We start from the raw sequence: 19,052 nt of genomic DNA, 5'->3' as shown, positions 1-19,052 counted from the left end.
TCTCTACACGTGCGAGCTGCACGTGGTGGTGTTCGACGCGCAGGGGCAGCCAGACAGCTCGTTCGGCTCCGGCTGGTCCGGCCCGCACCGCGCCTACCTCCGCTTTGCGTCGGTGACCGAGTAGTGCTTTGTCGCATTCTGATGTAGGTCGTGGGTTTGTGGCGTGGTGAGTCGTCAGCTCTGGTGTGGATGTTTGCGAGGTGGAGCGTCTGGGCGACGATCTGACCGGGTTCGTCGGTGACGTGTTCAGGTCGTTGACCCGGGTCGGGTGGCATGGCGCGGGTGGCATGGCGCGGGTGGGGAGCGGGCACATCGGCACCGAGAAGATTCGGGCGTTGATGTGTGGGCGCGCGTCGCTGGGTGAGATCACCGACCACGTCGGCTACGCCATCCAAGATCAGCCGTTAACGTGACACTTCCCTGCTGGGCACGACCGCCGGAGCCTGCTCCAGCACCGCAGCGGGCAACTGCGGCCCGGCCGGCAGCGCCAGCGGCACCTTGGCTCGGGTAACCAGCTCCACCACGGTACGGCTGAGTCGCGCCGACGACTCCGACATGGACCGGTTGGCGGTGACGATCGCGCCGACCACCTCGGCCCGCGCCTGCTGGCCATGGCGAACCGCGTCCTCAATGCCCCGGGCCTGCGCGTCGATCGACTCGGCGACCTCGAGGATGGTCTCCGGCCGGACCGTCGGGGTCTGGACCACCCGGGCGATCTGCGGCACTGCCGTCTTCGACGCCGACGCGTACGCCGACAGAACGTCGTTGGCGCCGTCGGCCACCGCCTGCTGCATGTCGGCGGCCTGGTTAGCCTGCAGCAGCAGCGCCCACTGGGCGATGGTCAGCTTCATCGTCGGGATGGTCAGGTTGATCAGCAACGCCAGCCGCTGGCCGAGCCCGTAGTTGAGGCTGCGGATGTTGCGCACCTGCGGCGAGGTGGACCAGGCGACGAAGAGCCGCTGCTGGAACTCGTTGATCCGCACCTCCAGCGCCTGGACGAACTCGGTGACCGCCGACAGCCGCTCCCGGCGGTCCCGCTCGTCCGGCGCGTCTGGAGTGACGACGATGGACTTCGCCTCGGCGAGGGCCTCGTCGCGGACCAGCTCCATCACCGCGATCGCGCCGACCAGTTGGCCGATGGCCGCCTCGTTGGCCCTGTACAGCTCGTCGCAGAGCACCACGTTGCGGCGCAGTTGGAGCTGCTTGTCGCTGAGCTGCCCGGCGACCCGGTCGAGCTGCTGCTCGACGGTGCGCGCCTCCTCGAAGAGCATCTCCAGCAGGTCCCGGCCCTTTCGGAACAGACCGCGGATGGCGTCGGAGAACTTGCTGAAGGTTTCCCGCACCTTCGGGTCGCTCGGATCGTACTTGCGGCGGAAGCCGCGCATCCGGTCGTTGATCTCGTGCATGATGCTGGTCAGTTCCGGGATGTCGACCCGACCGACCTCCCGGAAGATCCGGCTGACCTGGGCATTGACCTGGTCGAGCGCCTGATTGCCGAAGCTCGCCAGCGCCTCGGTGTTGACCAGCATCGTCGGGTAGAGCTGTCGGGCGGCCTGCCGCGCCTGGTCGAGCTGCCCGGGGGTGAGCAGGTCTTGACAGGCGAACGTGGCCGGCTGGGTGCCGGTGGCCAGCGCGGTGGTGATGGCGGCGTCGGCGGCGCCGGCGGGGGGGTCGGCCTGCCCACCCACGATGGTGCCGAAGTCGATCTGCAGTCCCTCACTCATGTCCGGTCCCCTTCATCGGCACGCGTTGGCATCTTTCATGCAGCTGAGCAGGGCGAGCGTCACGTCCGCGGCGGGTGCCGGCGCGGCGCGGATCTGATCGGCAAGGCCGATGCCCGGGAAGTCGCCGACGTCGTTGGCGTCGACCTGCACGGCGGAACGGAAGCCGTACCGCTTCCAGGCGATCTGCTGGATCTTCGGGTCCTTCATCGCGTCGGCGAACCGGCCGGCGTCGGGATCGAGGGCCAGCACCGGGTGGTCGCTGTAGATGGTCGGGTCGGGATAGAGCACCCGGACGTTCTTCAGCAGGGCGGCGCTGGCATCGCCGCTCTGCACCACCTGCTGGATGATCTGGTTCTCGTAGCCGGCGTAGAGCGGTGCCTTGAACTCGCCGCCCTGGGTGAGCCACTCCCGGAACCCGGAGTCGGAGCTGCGTGACTGCAGGCCCTGCGCGTCATACAGGGCGCGTATGGCGGGCAGCGCCTTGCGGGCCTGGGCCAGGTTCGGCGCGGAGAAGCCGTCGTCGGTGGCGATGATGTTCAGCTGTAGCTGGGCCATGGTGAAACCGCTGTTCGACCTCACCGGGTCTGTGCTGGAGACGGTGATCGGGCCGCGCAGGTCGGTCGCGCCGAGCGCCTCCCAGGTGCCCCGCCTGACCACCTGGTTCAGCAGGAGGCCCTTCATGTCCACCACGAAGTACCGGTCGCCGCGGCGCTGCACGATGCCCTTCCTCAGCAGCGCGTCGGTGCCGCGCGGACCGGCGTAGATGACCTCCGGCGACTGCAGCACGTTCTCCGCCCGGTAGCCGGAGAACGCCCCGGCGTGCTGGGCCTCGAAGACACCCTGGGCGCTGGCGCTGGACGGCCACAGGCAGTCCAGCTTGCGGGCCTTGATCTCGTCGGTGCTCAGCTGCACCTGGTCGTACGAGCCGAGCGGCTGGAACGCGACCTCCAGCCGGTAGTCGTCGCGAAGGATCCGCTTGACCTCCGCGTCGGCCATCAGCTCCGACTTCTCCGAACCGCCGACGCAGGTGACGGTGGTGGGTGGGGCGGCGGCAGCCGGCGCGTCGGCCGACCGCTTCCACAGCACCGCCGCGACGACGCAGACGGCGATCACCGTGACCAGTCCGATCAGGAACCGGGTGCTCGGCAACCTCAACGTGACTCCTTCATCGGCCAAGGTCGGGCAGGCTCGGTGGGGCGACGGTGTCCAGGTTGGCGGTGTACCGCGCGATCTCGCCCTGGTTGACCAGCCGGACGCTGTCCAGGGCGAAATCGGCGAACCGGCGGAACGCCCGCTCGCCGTCGCGTTGCAGCCGCTCCGGGTCGTGGTAGAGCACCGGCTGGCGCTGGATGTCCAGGTACTGCCGGACCACCCCGTCGAGGCTGCGCAGGTGCCCGCCGACCTGGGCGGCGGTGGAGTAGAGGCTGTCCGGCGAGCGGTCCCGGACCCGGTCGAACAACTCCGGGATGTACCGGCAGGCGTCCTCCAACGCGCGGCGCGCCTCGGGGCGGCGGACGTCCCGGCTGAGCCGTTCGATGCTGCGCACCACCCGCAGCGCCTCCTCGACCCGACCGCGGGCGTCGTCGGCATAGCTGTCGCTGTCCACCCGTGCGGCGGTACGGTCGTCGATCATGAGGTAGAGCCCGACGGCGCTGCCGACGGCGAGCAGCGGCGCCCAGATCAGGCTGCCGGTGATCAGGAAGACCACCGCGAAGACGGCCACTGCGGCGGCCAGTGCCACGGGGGCGGCGAGCCGGTGCCTCACTTGTACCCCGCCGCCTGCCGCAGGGCGGCGACAAGGTCGTCCTCCCGGACGAAGGTACCGTTGGTGGCCTTGGCGACCTCCTCCAACTGGCGCGGATCGGCGTCCCGCCCGAACGCGATCGCGACCACCGGCACGTCGGCGGACCTCAGCGCGTCGAGCGCATCGTCCCGCTGCTCGGCACCGGACTGGCCGTCGGTCATCAGCACCACCAGCCGCTTGCGGTCACCGTTGCGCTGCCCGGTCAGCTCCGCGGTGGCGCGCAGCAGGCAGGCGTACATGTTGGTGCCGCCCTCGGGCTCGTAGTCGGCGACACTGCGGGCCAGGTCGCGCAGCGCGTCGCCGTCGTTGCCGCGTACCTGCCAGGGGCTGCCGCCCGTGACGCCGCCGTTGAAGATGGCGACCGTGGTGACGTCCTGCGGGTGGGTCTGCAGAAGGTTCTGCGCGGCCTGCGCCGGGTCGAAGACCTGCGTGGCGGCGGCTTCGATGCCGGTCCACCCGTCGTTGTCGCCCATCGAGCCGCTGCCGTCCAGGCAGTAGTACGCGGCGACCGGGCGGCGGTAGCGGGTCTGGTAACGGTCCAGCGCCGCCTGGATGACCGGCGCCGACGGGTACTGGATGCCCTGCTCGTTGATTGTGCCCTGGATGCCCCACGCCGGGTTGAAGACCGTCAGGTCGGGATTGTCGAGGGTGAGCCCCACGCTGGCGGCGGGCCGGCGGCCCAGCTTGAGCAGCGCCGCCTGCGTGCCGGCGTCGGTGAGCAGGTGGTCCTGCAACTCGGTGAAGATCCGGCGGGCGTCGTCGTTGCCGGGCTGCGGCAGGAAACCCAGCGGCGCGTCGCTCACCGCCAGCGAGCCCCGGGGGTACGCCACCAGCAGCGGCTCCCTGCCGACCTTGACCAGCTCGGCGTTCTTCTCGATGACCAGGTCCTCGTAGGTGAACATGGCCCGGCACTGGTCGGTGTGGGCGAGGCACTCGGTCATCAGCGTGCCGGTCGACGGCGGGGTCTGGTCCATCGCCTTGACGAACCGGGTGACGCCCTGCTCGACCGCGGGCGAGTCGAGCTGCTGCTGGGTGAGCGGCGTGCCGGGGCCGTTGCCGGCGAAATGGTTCATGAAGCCGAACAGCACCGTGGCGCCGGAGTTGGACTGGGTCGGGTTGGTGATCCAGACCCGGGTCTTCCCGGACTCGACGGCGGCCAGGATGTCGGCGATCGGCACGTCGGCGCGGCCGGCGAAGCCGAGCTTGGTCATCTCCGAGCGCCAGGCGGCGAAGACCACCGGGGTCAGGAACATCGGCCGGACGTCCTGCAGCGCGTTCGACCGGTCGCCCAGCTGGAGGAAGACGCTGGAGGCGAACCAGTACGCGTCGTAGTCGCGGCTGCCGCTGGCGAGCATCCGGGCCTGGTCCACCGACCCCTTGAAGGTCACCTCACAGGTGTACCTCCGGGCGGCGCACCACGGCTTGACGATGGTGCCGACCACGCTCTGCTGCTCGCTGCCAGCGACGATCCGCAGCGTGCCGGCCCTCGGCGTGTCGCTGTGCGCCGGCTCGCGCTTGTCGTTCGTGCAGCCGGTGACCAGCACCAGCACCATGGCGGCAAGCGCCGTGAACCTCGTGGCCCGCACGTCCACCCCGTCCCTGTTCGGTCGAACACCACATTCGGTCGGATCGAGGTCGTTGGTAGCACCGGCGAACCAACGTGATTGCCAACAGTGGACGAACACTGGGTGTCGCTCCAGGTGCGACAGGGCCCGAGAGCCGGCCATGGTGTCCAGCCGTCGCCGCGGTGGGCGCAGCACTGCGGCGGCGCCGAGCTCGTCGGCGCGGCCGGCGAGCGCCTCGGCCTCCTCCCACAGTTCGGCGTTGCTCTGCTGTGGGTGCTCACGGCACTCGGCCGGGGGGTCGCTACGTCGGCGGCGAAGACGGCCGGGCTGGTCACCAGGTAGCCGTCGACGATGGGCGGCCCGACGTAGTGGCCCGGCCGGTAACCCGAGCGATGATCCGGAGGGCGCTGTTCCGCGTATCTCTACCTGCCTGATCAACACTTACGACCTCGTGCATGGTTGCGAATCCTCGGGTATTGGTGATCGTTGTTCGCGTCATGGTGGGTGCTGCGATCTTGACGAACCGGCGGTTGACGGGCCTGTCCCGCTCCGTGATTGAGGGCCTGGTCACCGAGGTAGGGCCGCGGTGGCGGGCACAGCACTATGACCGGCTCGCCGCGCGAAGCCGCCGTCGCCGGATCGGAGCAGGCGCCAAGCACCGGTTCGGGTTCGTTGATCGACTGCTGGCCACCCTGGTCCATCTACGCCACGGGCTGACCCACGACATAGTGGCCGCCTGGTTCGGTGTCCACCGCTCGACGATCAGCCGCAGCATCGCCGAGATCCGGCCGCTACTGGCCGAGCGCGGCTGCCTGGTGCGCGACGGCGTCCGGCTCCGGACCCTCTCCGACGTGGTGGCCTACCTCGGGCACCATCCGCAGGCGTTGATGGACGCCACCGAGGTCCGCGTCCGTCGGCCGATCGCGGGTCGAGCAGGTCGAGACCGGTTCGTGTCCGGCAAGGCCCGACTCAACACCATCAAAGCCCTGGTGATCTGCGACCCGCTCGGGCGGTTGCTGGTCTTTGGCGAGACACGTCCCGGGAGAGATGGCGTCCGGCGTTGGACATGATCGACGATATGACCGGGTGGGGCCTGCGGCCACCGCCCGCTCCACCAGGTGCTGAGCGAACTCCACCTCCGCCGCCGTCGGCTGTGGAAGCGGCACAACGTTCTTCTTGTCTGCCATGACGTGGTCCTTCCCGGACAGAATCAACGTCCTGTCCTACGGACCACACCCAGGCCAAACACGGAAATCTACGCGGTCCCGACCGGCGAGCTTCAGGACTGGATCCGCCGTGAGTGGTTGATCGAGAACTGCCCTCCGGCGCCGCGGTAGGCAACCTGGCGGTTCGGGTCAGGTTCGGCAGGGTTCCCGTCGCAATGCCGCATCGGGTTGGTCGGCGGCATGCCATAACGGGTTGAGTGCCAACGGCAGGGCTGGTGCCTGCCACGCTCCGGCGACTCTCTGGAGGGCCGAGTATTCCCACGTGAGCAGGTTGCGTGGCGGTTTGCCGGTGAGATGGTCGGCCACGTGGCGCAGCCCGCGTCGCCGGTCGATCAGGTGGCCATGGAAGCCGGCCATTTCGATCACGGGAATCCGGGCGTTGAGCTCCGCCGGGAGCGCAATCGCATCGACAGTCGGCAGTAGCGCAATCATCCGCACGCCCGGCACCGGGCAGAGCACGCGGTTGCGATAGAACGGCGCGTCGTCCAGCAGGGAGCGAATGAACGGCGAGTCGGGACTGTCCGGTGCCTCGCTGGCGGCTTCCATCAGCTTGAATATGGCGCGCAGTTGCCAGCCCGTGGCGATTCCCCATCCCGAACGAGCCTGTGGCGGCGGGTAGTAGACACGCCCGGCTCGCAGGATCGGGCTGTCCAGGACCACGGTGTCGACTGCGGGGTGCGGGTAGCGGTCCAGGTAGTAGCGTACGACGAGGGCGCCTTCGCTCTGCCCCACCAACGAAACCCGTTTGCCGCTACGCGAGTGCAACTGATCCACCTGGGTGGCGAGCAGCTGGGCACTGGTGGACAGCGACTGGTGGGTGTCGGCCGGTATGTAGAACACCGGTTTGCCGTGGTTGTCGGTGCCCCGGTAGGAAAAGCGCACCACGGGAGGTTCGGATTCCGACGGGTCGCCATAGTGGGCCGAGTTGTAGCCGCCGAGAAAGATCACTGGATGGTCGATGTCCCCGAACTGTGGTAGGGCGTCGATAGGTTGCAATGACTGGCCGGCACCGCGGGCCCCCCGATCCTCGGCGTATCCGACCAACAGCAGGCTGCTCACCACCAAGGTGACGACGAGCGGCATTCCGGGCAGTCGGGGCCACCGCACCCGCTGCTGGAGCACCGTTGCGCGCACTTTTCGCTGCCACAGCAGGCCGTTGGCCATGCCGGCCACGGCGGCCGCCGGTACCGTCAACCGATCCGGGACGGACCAGACGAGCGCGGCGCCCGCGCAGAGGGTCACGAAGTTGAGCAGCGACCAACCGACTATGGCGGCCGACGGCAGGCCACGCCACCAGTTCGGCAGAATCCCGCCCCGCTGGAGCAGCGGGGCCAGGATTATTACCGGCACCAACACAAGAAACTGGAAATAGGCCAGCGAAACGTCCGAGACGACCACGGCCAGCGCGGTGAACGGCGAGAGAGTCACGGTGGCGACGACCGCGAAGGCCAGGTTGCGGCTGGCCAGCCGGCGAAACGACGGACACGACCGTTCGGCCGGCCAGGCGAGCGCGACCAGGACCGCCGAGAACAGCCCGCGGAGCACGATGGCACCCAGCAACAGGCCGACAAACATGGCCCAGGAGTTGTGAAACACCAGTATCCAGCGCAGGTCGAAGAACGTCGCGTACGGCGAGATCGCACTGACCTGGGGCGCCAGGCCGAACGCCGAGGTGAAGTCGACGGCGTACAACACGGCCGCCACCGCCGCCGCCGGCGCGGCAGTCAGGACGAGCAGCCACAGCAGACGTACCCGCTCAGGGCGCACGGTTCCACCTTCCGCCAGCCACCGGAGGGCACGAGACCAGTTGGGACCAACTTACCGTTCTATGGTTATTTCTGGGCCAGTAGGACGATCCCGGTCAGCCTGGGGGATCACACGTCGGCCCCTTGGGCCCCCTCGCCGAGACGGTCGTTTCTGCCCCGTACGGCCGAGACGAGACAGTAGGCTAGGGCCGGGCAATCGGCCGACTGCTCATCCCGCTTGCCGCGGTCGAGACGCGGTCGGCCAGAGGCCGTGCTGCGGCGCGGCCCCGGCGATGCTCTTTGACGATGGCCCGTCCGGTGCACCCGGCCCGTGCCGGTTCGGTGAGCGAGCGGCGAGGGACTTCCCCTCCGACGATCCCGATGCGCCAGGGCCAGTGTGGGTGCGGCTCCGGGCCGTACACCGTCGAAGAAGGAGAAAGAATGCGTGTCACGCGGGCGGCGGCAGTAGTCGTGTTTGCGGCACTCTCACTCATTCCCGGCGCCTGCGGCAGGGACGACAGCGGCCCCGATGTCATCGAGAAGGCCGCGGAAACAAAGACGATCACCATCGGCGTAATTCCCAACCAGCCGAACCTCAGTTTGAAAACCGACGGCACCTACGTGGGCTTCGACGTCGAGATCGGGAAAATCGTCGCCAAGGGACTCGGCGTCGACCCGGCCAACATCCAGTGGAAGGACACCACCGTGCCGGACCGCGAACGGGTCATCAAGGACGGCACAGTCGACCTCGTCGTGGCCACCTACACAATCAACGACGCGCGTAAGAAGGCGATCAGGTTCGCCGGTCCGTACTATGTCGCCGGCCAGGACCTGCTGGTCAAGGTTAACTCGACCATCAAAGGGCCGGAGGATCTCGACGGCAAGGTCGTCTGCTCGAGCGCCGGCTCGACACCGGCCAAACGGATCCGATCGCAGTACCCGAAAACCCGCCTGCAACAGTACGACCAGGAGTCCCGGTGCCTGCCGGACCTCGAGTCAGGTGCGATCGACGCTGTGACCACCGACAATGTTGTCCTCCTCGGCTACGCCATGCGGCCAGAGAACGCCGGCAAGTTCAAGCTGGTGGGCAAGACCTTCTCCGAGGAACCGTACGGCATCGGGATGAAGAAGAGAGACAGAGCCAGCTGCGAGAAGATCAACGAGATCCTGCAGGCAGCCGCGCGGGACGGGTCGTACAAAGCGGCCTGGGACGCCACGCTGGGCAAGGGCGGCAAGTCGGCGCCGACGCTGGACGCCAGCGAGATGAGCCACTGCAGTGCGTGAGTGACCAGGCACGCGAGTGTCGGCGCGACGAGTGAGGGCCCGTGTAGCACGATGGCCGGAATCGATCGGTGAAGCACGTCGGACGTCATGTGCCCCGCCCGTCCGCGGAGGAAGCGGCGGACACGTGGTTGGCCACCCTGGCGCAACGACTGATCGACGGTGAAGTCGACCCGCGAACCGTCAGCGAACACGTCTCAGCCTTCGTATCCTGGCACCTCGACCTCAACGAGATCTCGCGCGGCCCGTGCACCGACCTACACGTCATCGTGGACGAATGGGACCAGTGGGGGCGCGGCATCAGGAACTGGCCGCGACGGTTCGCCAGCTATGCCGTGATCACCTATCACTGAACCCTTCCAACCTGATCTTGCAGGTCGGCACGGGTAGGAGAGGGGCCGAGTTCCGGCGGGTCCAGGGCAAGTAGAACCTGCCGTTTCGAGTGGCCGAGGCCGCCACGGCCCGGCCGGACGGCACGGTGCGGCAGGTGGTGTTTCCGGTCGTAGGGGAGACAATCTGCGCCACCTGGTGGCCAAGTACAAGGCGTCGGGTCGACATACCGACGCACGATGCAGACGACCTGCCGGGCGTCGTACGCCAATCGCTACCGCAAGGGCTCGATCCGGCTGCTGGAGGTGTTGCAGTTCCGCTGCGACAACTCGCACCGGCCGGTACTGGAGGCGCTGCATCTGGTCCGCCGCTATCGGTCGCAGACGGACCTGACCTTCTACCTGGCAGGAAGACGGTGCCGACACACCGGGTCTGAGCGGCGAATGGGCGGAGCCGGCGTATCGGGTCGACGGGCGTGGCTGCCGCCGGATGGTGCGCAACGTCTGGGGTCGGCGCGATGGGGTTCCGCAACCCGGACGAGGCCCTACCCCGCGACTTCGACGTGCGCCGTACGGGGCACTACCAGGCGCTGCGCAAGCCGCTGGACCCAACGATGTTCATCGACGCGTTGCAGTCCGAGATGCGCGCCGAGCTGGGCGCGTTCAGTCGTCATGATGGCGAGAACAGGCGGCTGGTTGGTGCAGGCCCGGGTGGACACCCGCCGGGTTTCCGGTGTGCTCGGCGAGCTGTCGCAGGACAGTGACGAGCCGGGCGCGTTCGCTGGCGTCGAGTGGGGTGAGGATCTCGGCCTCGTGCTGGTCGGCGACGCGGCGAGCGCGGGGTAGCAGCCCGGCGCCAAGGTCGAAGGGTGTGACCGCCCTCGCGGGCCTCCTCTCGAGCAGGAGTTTCAGTTCCGGTTTGCAGTCGACCACCGGGCCTTCCTGTCTGCGGGGCTTCCGGTTCGTTCCCGGTCACGGCGGTCGACGCGGCCTGACCAGCAACCGCACGAGGCCTCGTCCACGCCGGTGGTCGGGTCTCCTGCGGTTGCCCGGGAACGGATGGTGTCCCGCGGGCGGGTCAGTCCGGCGGCCAGGTGGTCAGGACGGCGTCGAGGGCGTCCAGGGACCTCCGCCAGGAGTCGTCCGCCGTACGCGGGTGATGCCGGAACCCGCCGGCCCTCGTCGCGGTAGGCGTTACCGAGGCCACCAGCGCGTCCCTGCCGGCGCGACCGGCCAGGGCCTCCGCCACCCGGTCGGCCAGCTCGGTCAGGGCCAGCGCCGCCAGCCTCATCCGCAGGTCCTGTACGTTGCCACGTGCGAGTGAAGGCTCGCGTCCCGTACGTCCAGGCGGCGGGCGAGCCCGAACTCCTCCGAGCCCTGGCGCTGCCGGTAGATGCCATCGCCACGTCGGCGAGTGGGGGTGTCGTCAAGCCGGACGCAAAGTTCGCCCAGGTCATCGACCTTGCCCATGGTGCGGAGGCTACTCGCCGCGGGTGAGTCGGGCGACCGGCTCCGAACGGTGGTCGTCGTCGCGGCGGCGGGTGCGCCGGCCGAACGCGTCGGCGAGCCCCCACCGCCCCGGTACGTCGAGCAGTTCTATCCGGCCCACCGACGACGGCAGGTACGGATCGACGGCGAGATGGTCCGGGTGTGGGGTGAGCCCCAGCATTGTGCGAAGCAGGAGCAGTGGCGCGCCCGCTGACCAGCCCTGAGGGCTGCACGCCGTCGGGTACTCGACCGGGTAGTCGGTGAGGCTGCGCTCATAGCCGGCGAATGCCTCGGGCAACCGGCCGTCGAAATACCCCGACGCGGTGATCATGCCATCGGCGATCCTGGCGGCCTCCTCCCGGAGACCGTAGCGCCACAAACCCCAGGCGATGATCGAGTTGTCGAACGGCCAGACCGTACCGACGTGGTAGCCGATGGGGTTGTACCGCAGGTTGGTGGTGGACAAGGTGCGCACGCCCCAACCGGAAAAGAGGCTCGGTCCAAGGAGGTGGTCCGCCACACGGCGTGCCCGCTCCGGCTCGACAATGCCGCTCCAGAGCAGGTGCCCCATGTTGGAGGCGAGCGCGTCGACGGGCTTGCCGTCCGGATCGAGCGCAAGCGCATAGTAACCCTCCTCTTCGATCCAGAAATCGCGGTTGAACTGTTCCCGCAGTTGCGCCGCCTCACGCTCCAAGCGGTCGGCGTACTCGGGGTCGTTCCAGAACTCGCGGGCCATTCGCGCCCCGCGCATCTTGGCGTCGTAGGCGTACCCCTGTAGCTCGCAGGTTGCCCTGGGCAGGGCGGGCAGCCGGCCGTCCCGGTAGGAGATCGCGTCCGAGGAGTCCTTCCAGCACTGGTTCTCCAGGCCGTTGCGGGTGTTGCGCCGCCAGTAGTAGACGTAGCCGGTGCCAAGCAGATCGGCGTACTCGTCGATCCAGTTGAGCGCGGCACGGGCCTGCGGTTCGAATAGCCGTACGGTCTCCACGTCGCCGCTCCACCGCTCGTACTCGTCGAGCAGGATGACGAACAGCGGGCTGGCGTCCGCAGATCCGTAGTAGGGGGTGTGTGGCTGTTCCTCGAACGCCGCCGACTCGCCGTACCGGAACTCGTGCAAGATCTTACCCGGCTCCTCCTCGCGGAAGTCGTCGAAGGTGGTGCCCTGCAGCGCCCCCAACAGGCGCAGCACGGGCGGGGTCAGCGTGGGCGCGAACGGCAGTGTCTGCAGGCTGATGAAGATGCTGTCCCTGCCGAGGAGAGTCATGTACCAGGGCAGCCCGGCGGTCGGGATCGGGCTGACCGCGGTCAGCGACGAGTAACGCATAGCGGCCAGGTCGTACAGACTGCGCTTGTATGCCGCCGTGAGCGGCTCGTAGTCGCTTGCGAGTCGCGGCGCGCGGTCGATCCAGTGTTCCAACTCCTCGCGCACCTGGGGCCTGCTCCGCCGGCGGTACGCCTCCCAGACGGTAACGGAGCCGCCGCCCCCTCGGTTGATGATCGGTTTTACCTGGAGCCCGACGTCCCAGCGGCCGTGCGGTTCGAGACAGATGTCGAAGGTCATGCCGCCGTCGTCCACCTTGGCCGGTTTATCACTGGAGATGATGGTGTCCCGGCAAAACGTCGCCCGCTCGTAGTGCAGATGGAGGCCCCCGTCTTCCTGGGACACCGATCGCTTACCGCGCTTCGGCTGATTCTCCTTGATCTCGAATATGTCGGCGAAGTCGGCGTCCGCGTCGATCCGGATGGAGACGTCCGCCGGTTCGATGTCGTGGTTGAGAACCACGAGCCGTTCGACGAAGTTCGCGCCGATGGACTGCTCGCGGATGACCGAGATCTTGGCGTTGACGTAGTGCGTGGGCTGCCCGGGGACGAGCAAGAACCGGGTCTCGAAGAAGTGCAGATCGCTGCGGGACAGGGGGCTGAGTCGCTCCCCGTTGACGCGCAGCACCCAGGTCGACAGGAAGCGGGTGTCGAACGAGAAGAGCCCTGCCGGGGAATCGGGGGACCTGGTGACATCTCCACGCACATCAGTGACGAGGAAGGTGTTTCCGTCCAGGATGCTGAGCGTCTTCTCGGTCATGATGGTCCGGCGGCTTCCTCTTGGACGAAATCCCGTGGGTGACGGCCGGAGGGTGGTCCGGTGAACAGCACCCTTCCGAGCAGGTCCACCAGCCCCAGTTGACCCTCGACCACAAGCGCGTTGCGGAAGAACAGCGGCACGAACCGTTCCTCGCCCCGGACGAGCCGGTCGAACGTATCGTTGTCGGTGCGCAGAACGGCGTCCGGCTCCGGCTGAGGCGTTGCCGGATTTGCCCTGCGGACCCGGGCAGTCCCGCCTTCTATGGCGACAAACCACTGTTCCACGACGGTGCCGGCCGACTCTGTCACGTCCAGGCGGACGGTGCCCTTGGTCTCCCGAGGAATACTCTTGGAAGTACGGCTCTCCCCATGCTCCAGCATCTGAAGTGCGTCAGCCAGCTGGTCGCCCACTTGGCGTCATCCTCCTTCCCTCGCGTGCCACCTCGGCATGACCGAAACCAGCCCCCGGTCGGGTTCGCATCACCAGCTGCGCATAACGCCGCCTCTCAGATCCCGGACAGGGACGGGACGCGAGGCCCTAGCGGGTACTGCCGGTCCAACGGCGAGATGGTGATCCACCGTAGGTCGGTGAACTCGGCGAGCGCCGCCCGGGAACCGAACCGGCCCCAGCCGCTGGCCTTGACGCCGCCGAATGGCATCTGCGGCTCGTCGTGGACAGAGGTTCCGTTGATGTGGCAGATTCCGGCTTCGATGCGGCGGGCCACCTGCAAGGCGTTGGCGACGTCGCGGCTGAACACCGCGCTGGCCAGGCCAGACTCGGTGTCGTTGGCGACTCGGACAGCCTCGTCGACGCCATCCACCTCGATCACCGCAGCGACCGGCCCGAACGACTCTTCGCTGTAGACCCGCATCTTCGGAGTCACTCCACGCAGTACGGTCGGTGGGTAGAACAGGCCGTCGGCTCGGCCCCCGATGAGCACTTTGGCGCCTTTGGTCTGGGCGTCGGCGACGAGCGACGCGACGTGGTCGACGGATCGCTGGTTGACCAGTGGGCCGAGCTCGGTCGACGGCTCATGCGGATCGCCCATGGTCAGCCTGCCGGCGTGAACCACCAACTGGTCGAGAAACTCGTCGGCGACCGTGCGCTCCACCACGATCCGCTCGGTCGACATGCAGATCTGACCCTGGTTCATGAAGGAGCCGGCGACGGCGGCGCGTACCGCCGCCGGGATGTCCGCGTCGGCCAGCACCAGCATCGGCGCCTTGCCGCCGAGTTCGAGGACGGCACGCTTCAGATGCCGACCGGCCTTTTCGCCGACGATGCGCCCGATCGAGGTCGAACCGGTGAAGTTGATGCAGCGGGTCTGCGGATGGCAGATCAACTCGTCGACTATGTCCGCCGCGTCGGCCGGCGCGTTCGTGACCACGTTGATCGCGCCGGGTGGCATGCCGGCGTCATGCAGGGCGGCGGCGATCGCCACGTGGGTCGCCGGGGCCTCCTCGCTCGCCTTGAGCACCACCGTGTTGCCGTATGCCAGCGGAAGCGCGACGGCTCGCATGCCGAGGATCAGCGGCGCGTTCCACGGGGCTAGACCGACGACCACTCCTACCGGCTGGCGGACGCCGAGCGCGGTCATGCCGGGCACGTCAGACGGGATGACCTCGCCGACAATGCCGTACGTCTGCGCGGCCGCCTCGATGAGCATGTCGGTGGCGAGCTTCAGGTTGAAGTGGCACCAGCTGAGCACCGCGCCGGTCTCCTGGCACATCGCCCCGACGATCTCGTCGCCGCGTTCGGTCAGCAGACCCGCGGCGCGCTGCAGTACCTCGCGCCGTTGCCCCGGCGACCAGGTTCCCCAAGTAGCCTTCGCGGCGGCCGCCGCATCAACGGCGGCCGCCGCATCGGCACGGCTGGCGGCGGCAACCTCCGACAGCGGCTCGTTATCGACATTACGAACTTTAGTGGTCCTTCGCCCTGATTGGGCGGGTGTCCACCTACCGCCGATCAACAGATCGACGGTACGGATGGCGTCGGGCATGGCGATGCTGTCTCCCTCCAGTCGCGCGACACGACCTGTCGCCACGGCGCGGCTCGACCCGCCAGCGCAGCCATGGCGTCGACGTCCGCACGCTGATCGGAATAGCCAAGTTGCACCACCTTGAGCAGACTACTTCTGGAGGCGGCAGTGGGCGTGGTTTTCGAACGGAACCCTCCCCGTCAGGAGCCGCCACCGCCCGATGGAGCGCTCTGCGCGGCTGCTGGTGGCCGTCGGGCGGATCAGAATTACCGCCTGGTCGGGGTGAGTGACCCGAGGAGGGCTGCGACGTCGGGCGCGATGGCGTAGCCGAGCATTCCCACCCCAGGGTGGGGCAGGGAACCCGTCGTCAGGTGGAAGGCCGGTCACGATCTCTGCGCGGAGTCAGGCCGTGTCGGGTCCGGTCCCCGGTCCAGGCCGCTTCGAGGATCGCGGTCAGGCTGGCGGTGTCGGTCGGGCCTGGATGGTTCTGGATCAAGCGGGTGACGCCACTGGCCATCTCCGCGAAGCGCGGGAGGTCGGCGCGTGCCACGCCGATGTCCGCCAAGGTGGGAGGGATGCCGATATCGGAAAGGAGCCCGTCGAGCCAGGTGAGGAACGTATCTGCGGCCTCGGCATCCGAGGCGTCGGTCACGCCGAGCCCGCACACCCCGGCGAGGATGGCCAACCGGTCGACGATGGCATCCCTGGCCGCGTCCAGCGCGTAGGGCAGTAGCAGCCCGACGCCCAGGCCGTGCGGCGTGTGCGTGGCTGCGCCGATGGGGTACTGGAGAGCGTGCGGGGCCGCGTTGCCCGCGTGGGAAAATGCGAGCCCGGCGAGCATGGATCCATAGGACATGTCCGCGCGCGCGTCCGTGTCGCCTCCGTCCCTGACAGCACGACGCAAGCTACGGGCGATCCGCTCCGCAGCCCGGAGCGCGTAATGGTCGGTGATCGGGTTGCGGCCGAGGAAGACCTGCTCCACCGGGTCGCGCGGTCCGTGGGCCCGGGGTCGCGCGGTGTAGCTCTCCACGGCGTGACAAAACGCGTCGATGCCGGAGTGGGCGGTGACGGTCGCAGGGCAGGTGTAGGTGAGTTCGGGGTCGACGATGGCGAAGTCGGGCACGATGTGGACGCTGGAAACCCCCACCTTCAGCTCGCGGTCCGGATCGGTCAACACCGAGACGGGTGTGAGCTCGGAGCCGGTGCCTGACGTCGTCGGGACCGCGACGAGAGGAATCGTCGGCCCCGGCACCTTCGACTCGCCGTAGAAGTCGCGCGGCGTCCCACCGTGGCGCCGTATGACGCCGACGATTTTGGCGAGGTCGATCACCGTGCCACCCCCGATGGCGAGGATCACGTCCGCGTCCACCTCGGCGGCGACCGAGACGGCCAAGGCGACATCGGCGAGTGGCACGTCTGGAGTCGCGTCGGAAAACACCTCGACGACCTCGACCTTCTCCCGCACGGCGGCCACGATCTCGGCCACGCCCGGCTGCCCCAGAAGAACCTGGTCGGTCACGATGAGGACTCGCGAGCCACACTCGGCCACCACTCGTGGGATATTCTGCGCGACCCCTTCGCCCACTATCAGCTGGCGTGGTCCGCGGACGGTCTCAAGCATGTCAGTGCCTCTCTGGAACGTCGGCGGCGATTTGCTGGGCGGACGTCCAGGTCACCTGCGAGACCGGGACGGCGTCGGCAAGGTTGGCCGCCCGGGTGGCGCAGGCGCGTGCGCCGGGCGCCCGGACTCGATCGTGCCCGGGCGCCCTCGGCGCCATCGCGATGAAGACGTCACCCTTGGTGGACGGGTGGGTCGGGTCGAGGATCCCGCGGACATCGTCGCCGAGGGCGGTACGAGTCGGGGTCGCGACCAGCGCCTCGATCATGAGCCCGAGGGCGCAGCCGTTGGGACCGCCGAAGGGGCTGATCGCCCCAACCACCGCCGCGGCCGCGGCGGTGGTGCACACACCGGCGGAATCGCCGTCGTCCCGGGTGCCAACGGGTTCGTGCCGGCCATGGCCCGCATCCCGTCCCCGCGGTGGAGGCCGGTGAAGTCATGTTTGCACAGGGCGCGGTGATCCTCGGCGGGCGTCCGGAGCAGCAGGCCGGTCACGGTAGGTCGATCGCCGCGTAGGTGAGGTCGAGGTACTCAAGGATGCCCTCGTGCGACCCCTCCCTGCCGATCCCGGACTGCTTCACGCCTCCGAACGGAGCGGACGGGTCCGATATCAGACCACGGTTGATGCCGAGCATCCCCGTATCCAGCCCCTCGATGAACCGGAGCGCTCGCTGGAGGTCACGGGTGAATATGTATCCGACCAGGCCGTGCTCGGTGTCGTTGGCCTTCGCCATCACCTCGTCGTCGGACGTGAACGAGATGATCGGCGCCACCGGGCCGAAGATCTCCGCCCTGAGCATCCGCGCATCTTCGGGCACGTCGACGAGGACCGTGGGCGGGTAGAAGTGGCCCGGCCCATCCGGACGCTCGCCGCCCACCAAAATGCGGGCGCCGCGATCGACAGCGTCGGCGACGAGCTCGTCGATCTTGGCGACCGAAGCCTCGTCGATCAACGCCCCGACGTCCACGCCGTCGTCGAGACCATGGCCCACCGAAAGCGCGCCCATCCGCTCGGCGAAGCGCGCCGTGAATTCCTCGCGCACCGGCTCCTCGACGTAGATCCGGTTGGCCGCGATGCAGGACTCCCCGATGTTGCGCATCTTGGCCACCATGGCGCCGTCGAGCGCGACGTCCAGATCAGCGTCGGCACACACGATCAAGGCCGCGTTGCCGCCCAGTTCCATGGAGGTGCGCAGCACGTTGTCCGCAGCCTGTCGTAGCAGCACGCGCCCGACCTCGGTCGACCCGGTGAACGAGAGCTTGCGGGTCCGACTGTCGGCTAGCAGTGCTGATACCACCTCGCCGGCACGCTTGGTGGTCACCACGTTGACGACGCCCGGGGGAACGCCGACCTCCTCCATGATGCGGGCCAGGAACAGCATGGTGAGCGGCGTCTGGGCCGCTGGCTTGGTGATCGTCGTGCAGCCCGCCGCCAGCGCAGGAGCGATCTTGCGGGCACCCATGGCCAACGGAAAGTTCCAGGGCGTCACGAAGACGCACGGTCCGACCGGCTTCGGCACGGTGAGGATGCGATATCCACCTGCGGGAGCGGTGCTGTAGCGCCCCTCGACGCGCACCGCCTCCTCGGCGAACCAACGGAAGAACTCCGCGCCGTAGGCCACCTCTGCCCGAGCCTCGGCGAGCGGCTTGCCCATCTCGAGCGTTATCAGCCGGGCGAGCTCCTCGGATCGCTCGGTCAGTGCCCGGTATGTCGCGGTCAACAACTCCGACCGTTTCCGCGGCGGGGTCGCCGCCCACTCCGCCATTGCCTTGCTCGCCACGTCCAGAGCGACGAGCCCGTCAACGACGTCGGCGTCCGCCACCTCGGCGATGGTCTTGCCGGTGGCCGGGTCCTCGACGGCGAAGGTGGCTCCGCTTGCGGCGTCGCGCCAGGCGTCGCCGATGCGGAGCCGCCGGTGCTCGGGGGCCAGGACGTTCATCGGGTCACTCATTGCGTCAGCTCCTGTGATGTTCTTGGTGATGTCCGGAGTGCCTCAGCGATCGCGCTGCGCGCGTAGACGAACGGGTCACACGCCCTCGTCGGGGGCGAGGTCGGCGAGCGGGTCGGATGTGGCCTTGGCCTTGGCTGCAGGGCGGGGCCACGCGCTACCGATCGCCTTCTCGGGCCACGGCCGTTCCAGCGTCGTCGGGCCGTGCGCACTGGTGACGGTCCGTCGAGGCTCGATTGCCACGTGCGGGCGCATGTTGCCGTCGCCG

General features: G+C 68.4%; 18 protein-coding genes. 5 read left to right on the top strand and 13 right to left on the bottom strand.

All coding sequences use genetic code 11. The annotated features are described in order from the left end of the window. The first annotated feature begins 200 nt into the window (after positions 1 to 200). Positions 201 to 413 carry a hypothetical protein gene (locus tag E1258_RS04780; protein WP_132397176.1) on the top strand — a complete coding sequence of 71 codons (213 nt, stop codon included), beginning with the start codon at positions 201 to 203 and terminating at the stop codon, positions 411 to 413. Here the strand turns inward: E1258_RS04780 and E1258_RS04775 are convergent. Genes E1258_RS04775 through E1258_RS04765 form a run of 4 tightly spaced genes read right to left on the bottom strand, consistent with a single transcriptional unit; the run spans position 405 to position 5,114 of the window. Continuing rightward, positions 405 to 1,724 carry a toxic anion resistance protein gene (locus tag E1258_RS04775; protein WP_132397174.1) on the bottom strand — a complete coding sequence of 440 codons (1,320 nt, stop codon included), beginning with the start codon at positions 1,722 to 1,724 and terminating at the stop codon, positions 405 to 407. The two genes, E1258_RS04780 and E1258_RS04775, sit on opposite strands and share 9 nt — an antisense overlap. Positions 1,725 to 1,736: 12 nt before the next feature. Beyond that, positions 1,737 to 2,879 carry a hypothetical protein gene (locus E1258_RS04770; protein ID WP_243715191.1) on the bottom strand — a complete coding sequence of 381 codons (1,143 nt, stop codon included), beginning with the start codon at positions 2,877 to 2,879 and terminating at the stop codon, positions 1,737 to 1,739. A gap of 10 nt (positions 2,880 to 2,889) precedes the next feature. Further along, on the bottom strand, positions 2,890 to 3,489 hold the full coding sequence (locus tag E1258_RS34375; RefSeq protein WP_243715190.1) for a 5-bromo-4-chloroindolyl phosphate hydrolysis family protein: 600 nt from the start codon (positions 3,487 to 3,489) through the stop codon (positions 2,890 to 2,892). Beyond that, positions 3,486 to 5,114, bottom strand: coding sequence for a vWA domain-containing protein (locus E1258_RS04765; protein WP_243715189.1), 1,629 nt, complete (start codon positions 5,112 to 5,114; stop codon positions 3,486 to 3,488). The genes E1258_RS34375 and E1258_RS04765 overlap by 4 nt, the downstream gene beginning before the upstream one ends. A 494-nt stretch (positions 5,115 to 5,608) precedes the next feature. Here E1258_RS04765 and E1258_RS04760 point away from each other — a divergent pair, with 494 nt between their 5' ends. Further along, entirely contained in the window at positions 5,609 to 6,163 is a 555-nt protein-coding gene (locus E1258_RS04760; RefSeq protein ID WP_243715188.1) for a transposase, read from the top strand. A gap of 285 nt (positions 6,164 to 6,448) precedes the next feature. On the opposite strand, the gene E1258_RS04755 is transcribed toward E1258_RS04760, so the two are convergent. After that, entirely contained in the window at positions 6,449 to 8,086 is a 1,638-nt protein-coding gene (locus E1258_RS04755) for a triacylglycerol lipase (protein ID WP_132397170.1), read from the bottom strand. Positions 8,087 to 8,505: 419 nt separating this feature from the next. On the opposite strand from E1258_RS04755, the gene E1258_RS04750 reads away from it, so the two are divergent. From E1258_RS04750 to E1258_RS33065, 3 genes are all read left to right on the top strand, one after another. After that, positions 8,506 to 9,348 carry a glutamate ABC transporter substrate-binding protein gene (locus tag E1258_RS04750; RefSeq protein WP_132397168.1) on the top strand — a complete coding sequence of 281 codons (843 nt, stop codon included), beginning with the start codon at positions 8,506 to 8,508 and terminating at the stop codon, positions 9,346 to 9,348. A gap of 68 nt (positions 9,349 to 9,416) precedes the next feature. Next, positions 9,417 to 9,698, top strand: a complete 282-nt coding sequence (locus E1258_RS04745) for a hypothetical protein (RefSeq protein WP_243715187.1) — start codon at positions 9,417 to 9,419, stop codon at positions 9,696 to 9,698. Between the two features lie 651 nt (positions 9,699 to 10,349). Beyond that, a complete protein-coding gene (locus E1258_RS33065; protein WP_165949639.1) occupies positions 10,350 to 10,520 on the top strand; it encodes a hypothetical protein in 171 nt (56 codons plus the stop codon). A gap of 232 nt (positions 10,521 to 10,752) precedes the next feature. Here E1258_RS33065 and E1258_RS04735 read toward each other — a convergent pair whose 3' ends face one another. The 8 genes from E1258_RS04735 to E1258_RS33060 form a co-directional block, all read right to left on the bottom strand. After that, positions 10,753 to 10,965, bottom strand: coding sequence for a hypothetical protein (locus E1258_RS04735; protein WP_207919403.1), 213 nt, complete (start codon positions 10,963 to 10,965; stop codon positions 10,753 to 10,755). A 189-nt stretch (positions 10,966 to 11,154) separates the two neighbouring features. Continuing rightward, positions 11,155 to 13,239, bottom strand: a complete 2,085-nt coding sequence (locus E1258_RS04725) for a glycogen debranching N-terminal domain-containing protein (protein WP_132397166.1) — start codon at positions 13,237 to 13,239, stop codon at positions 11,155 to 11,157. Next, positions 13,236 to 13,649, bottom strand: coding sequence for an SCP2 sterol-binding domain-containing protein (locus E1258_RS04720; protein ID WP_132397164.1), 414 nt, complete (start codon positions 13,647 to 13,649; stop codon positions 13,236 to 13,238). The genes E1258_RS04725 and E1258_RS04720 overlap by 4 nt, the downstream gene beginning before the upstream one ends. 95 nt (positions 13,650 to 13,744) lie before the next feature. Further along, positions 13,745 to 15,238 carry an aldehyde dehydrogenase gene (locus E1258_RS04715; protein WP_132397162.1) on the bottom strand — a complete coding sequence of 498 codons (1,494 nt, stop codon included), beginning with the start codon at positions 15,236 to 15,238 and terminating at the stop codon, positions 13,745 to 13,747. A gap of 346 nt (positions 15,239 to 15,584) precedes the next feature. Next, positions 15,585 to 16,838, bottom strand: a complete 1,254-nt coding sequence (locus E1258_RS04710) for an iron-containing alcohol dehydrogenase (protein WP_132397160.1) — start codon at positions 16,836 to 16,838, stop codon at positions 15,585 to 15,587. A gap of 1 nt (position 16,839) precedes the next feature. Then, a complete protein-coding gene (locus tag E1258_RS04705) occupies positions 16,840 to 17,184 on the bottom strand; it encodes a hypothetical protein (RefSeq protein ID WP_132397158.1) in 345 nt (114 codons plus the stop codon). Between the two features lie 142 nt (positions 17,185 to 17,326). Continuing rightward, complete coding sequence (locus E1258_RS04700) at positions 17,327 to 18,787, bottom strand: NAD-dependent succinate-semialdehyde dehydrogenase (RefSeq protein ID WP_132397156.1); 1,461 nt, start codon at positions 18,785 to 18,787, stop codon at positions 17,327 to 17,329. A gap of 75 nt (positions 18,788 to 18,862) precedes the next feature. Beyond that, positions 18,863 to 19,027, bottom strand: coding sequence for a hypothetical protein (locus E1258_RS33060; protein ID WP_165949638.1), 165 nt, complete (start codon positions 19,025 to 19,027; stop codon positions 18,863 to 18,865). Positions 19,028 to 19,052 lie beyond the last annotated feature (25 nt).

The sequence above is a fragment of the Micromonospora sp. KC207 genome (assembly GCF_004348615.1).
Lineage (GTDB): Bacteria > Actinomycetota > Actinomycetes > Mycobacteriales > Micromonosporaceae > Micromonospora.
The sequence above is the reverse complement of the archived record's forward strand: the minus strand, read 5'-3'. Positions and strand labels throughout refer to the sequence as shown.

What these genes read in the sequence shown, in the direction of transcription:
- E1258_RS04710 (WP_132397160.1), bottom strand. Translation starts at nt 16,838, where the DNA reads ATGCTTGAGACCGTCCGCGGACCACGCCAGCTGATAGTGGGCGAAGGG.
- E1258_RS04725 (WP_132397166.1), bottom strand. Translation starts at nt 13,239, where the DNA reads ATGACCGAGAAGACGCTCAGCATCCTGGACGGAAACACCTTCCTCGTC.
- E1258_RS04735 (WP_207919403.1), bottom strand. Translation starts at nt 10,965, where the DNA reads ATGAGGCTGGCGGCGCTGGCCCTGACCGAGCTGGCCGACCGGGTGGCG.
- E1258_RS33065 (WP_165949639.1), top strand. Translation starts at nt 10,350, where the DNA reads ATGGCGAGAACAGGCGGCTGGTTGGTGCAGGCCCGGGTGGACACCCGC.
- E1258_RS04775 (WP_132397174.1), bottom strand. Translation starts at nt 1,724, where the DNA reads ATGAGTGAGGGACTGCAGATCGACTTCGGCACCATCGTGGGTGGGCAG.
- E1258_RS04715 (WP_132397162.1), bottom strand. Translation starts at nt 15,238, where the DNA reads ATGCCCGACGCCATCCGTACCGTCGATCTGTTGATCGGCGGTAGGTGG.
- E1258_RS04750 (WP_132397168.1), top strand. Translation starts at nt 8,506, where the DNA reads ATGCGTGTCACGCGGGCGGCGGCAGTAGTCGTGTTTGCGGCACTCTCA.
- E1258_RS04700 (WP_132397156.1), bottom strand. Translation starts at nt 18,787, where the DNA reads ATGAGTGACCCGATGAACGTCCTGGCCCCCGAGCACCGGCGGCTCCGC.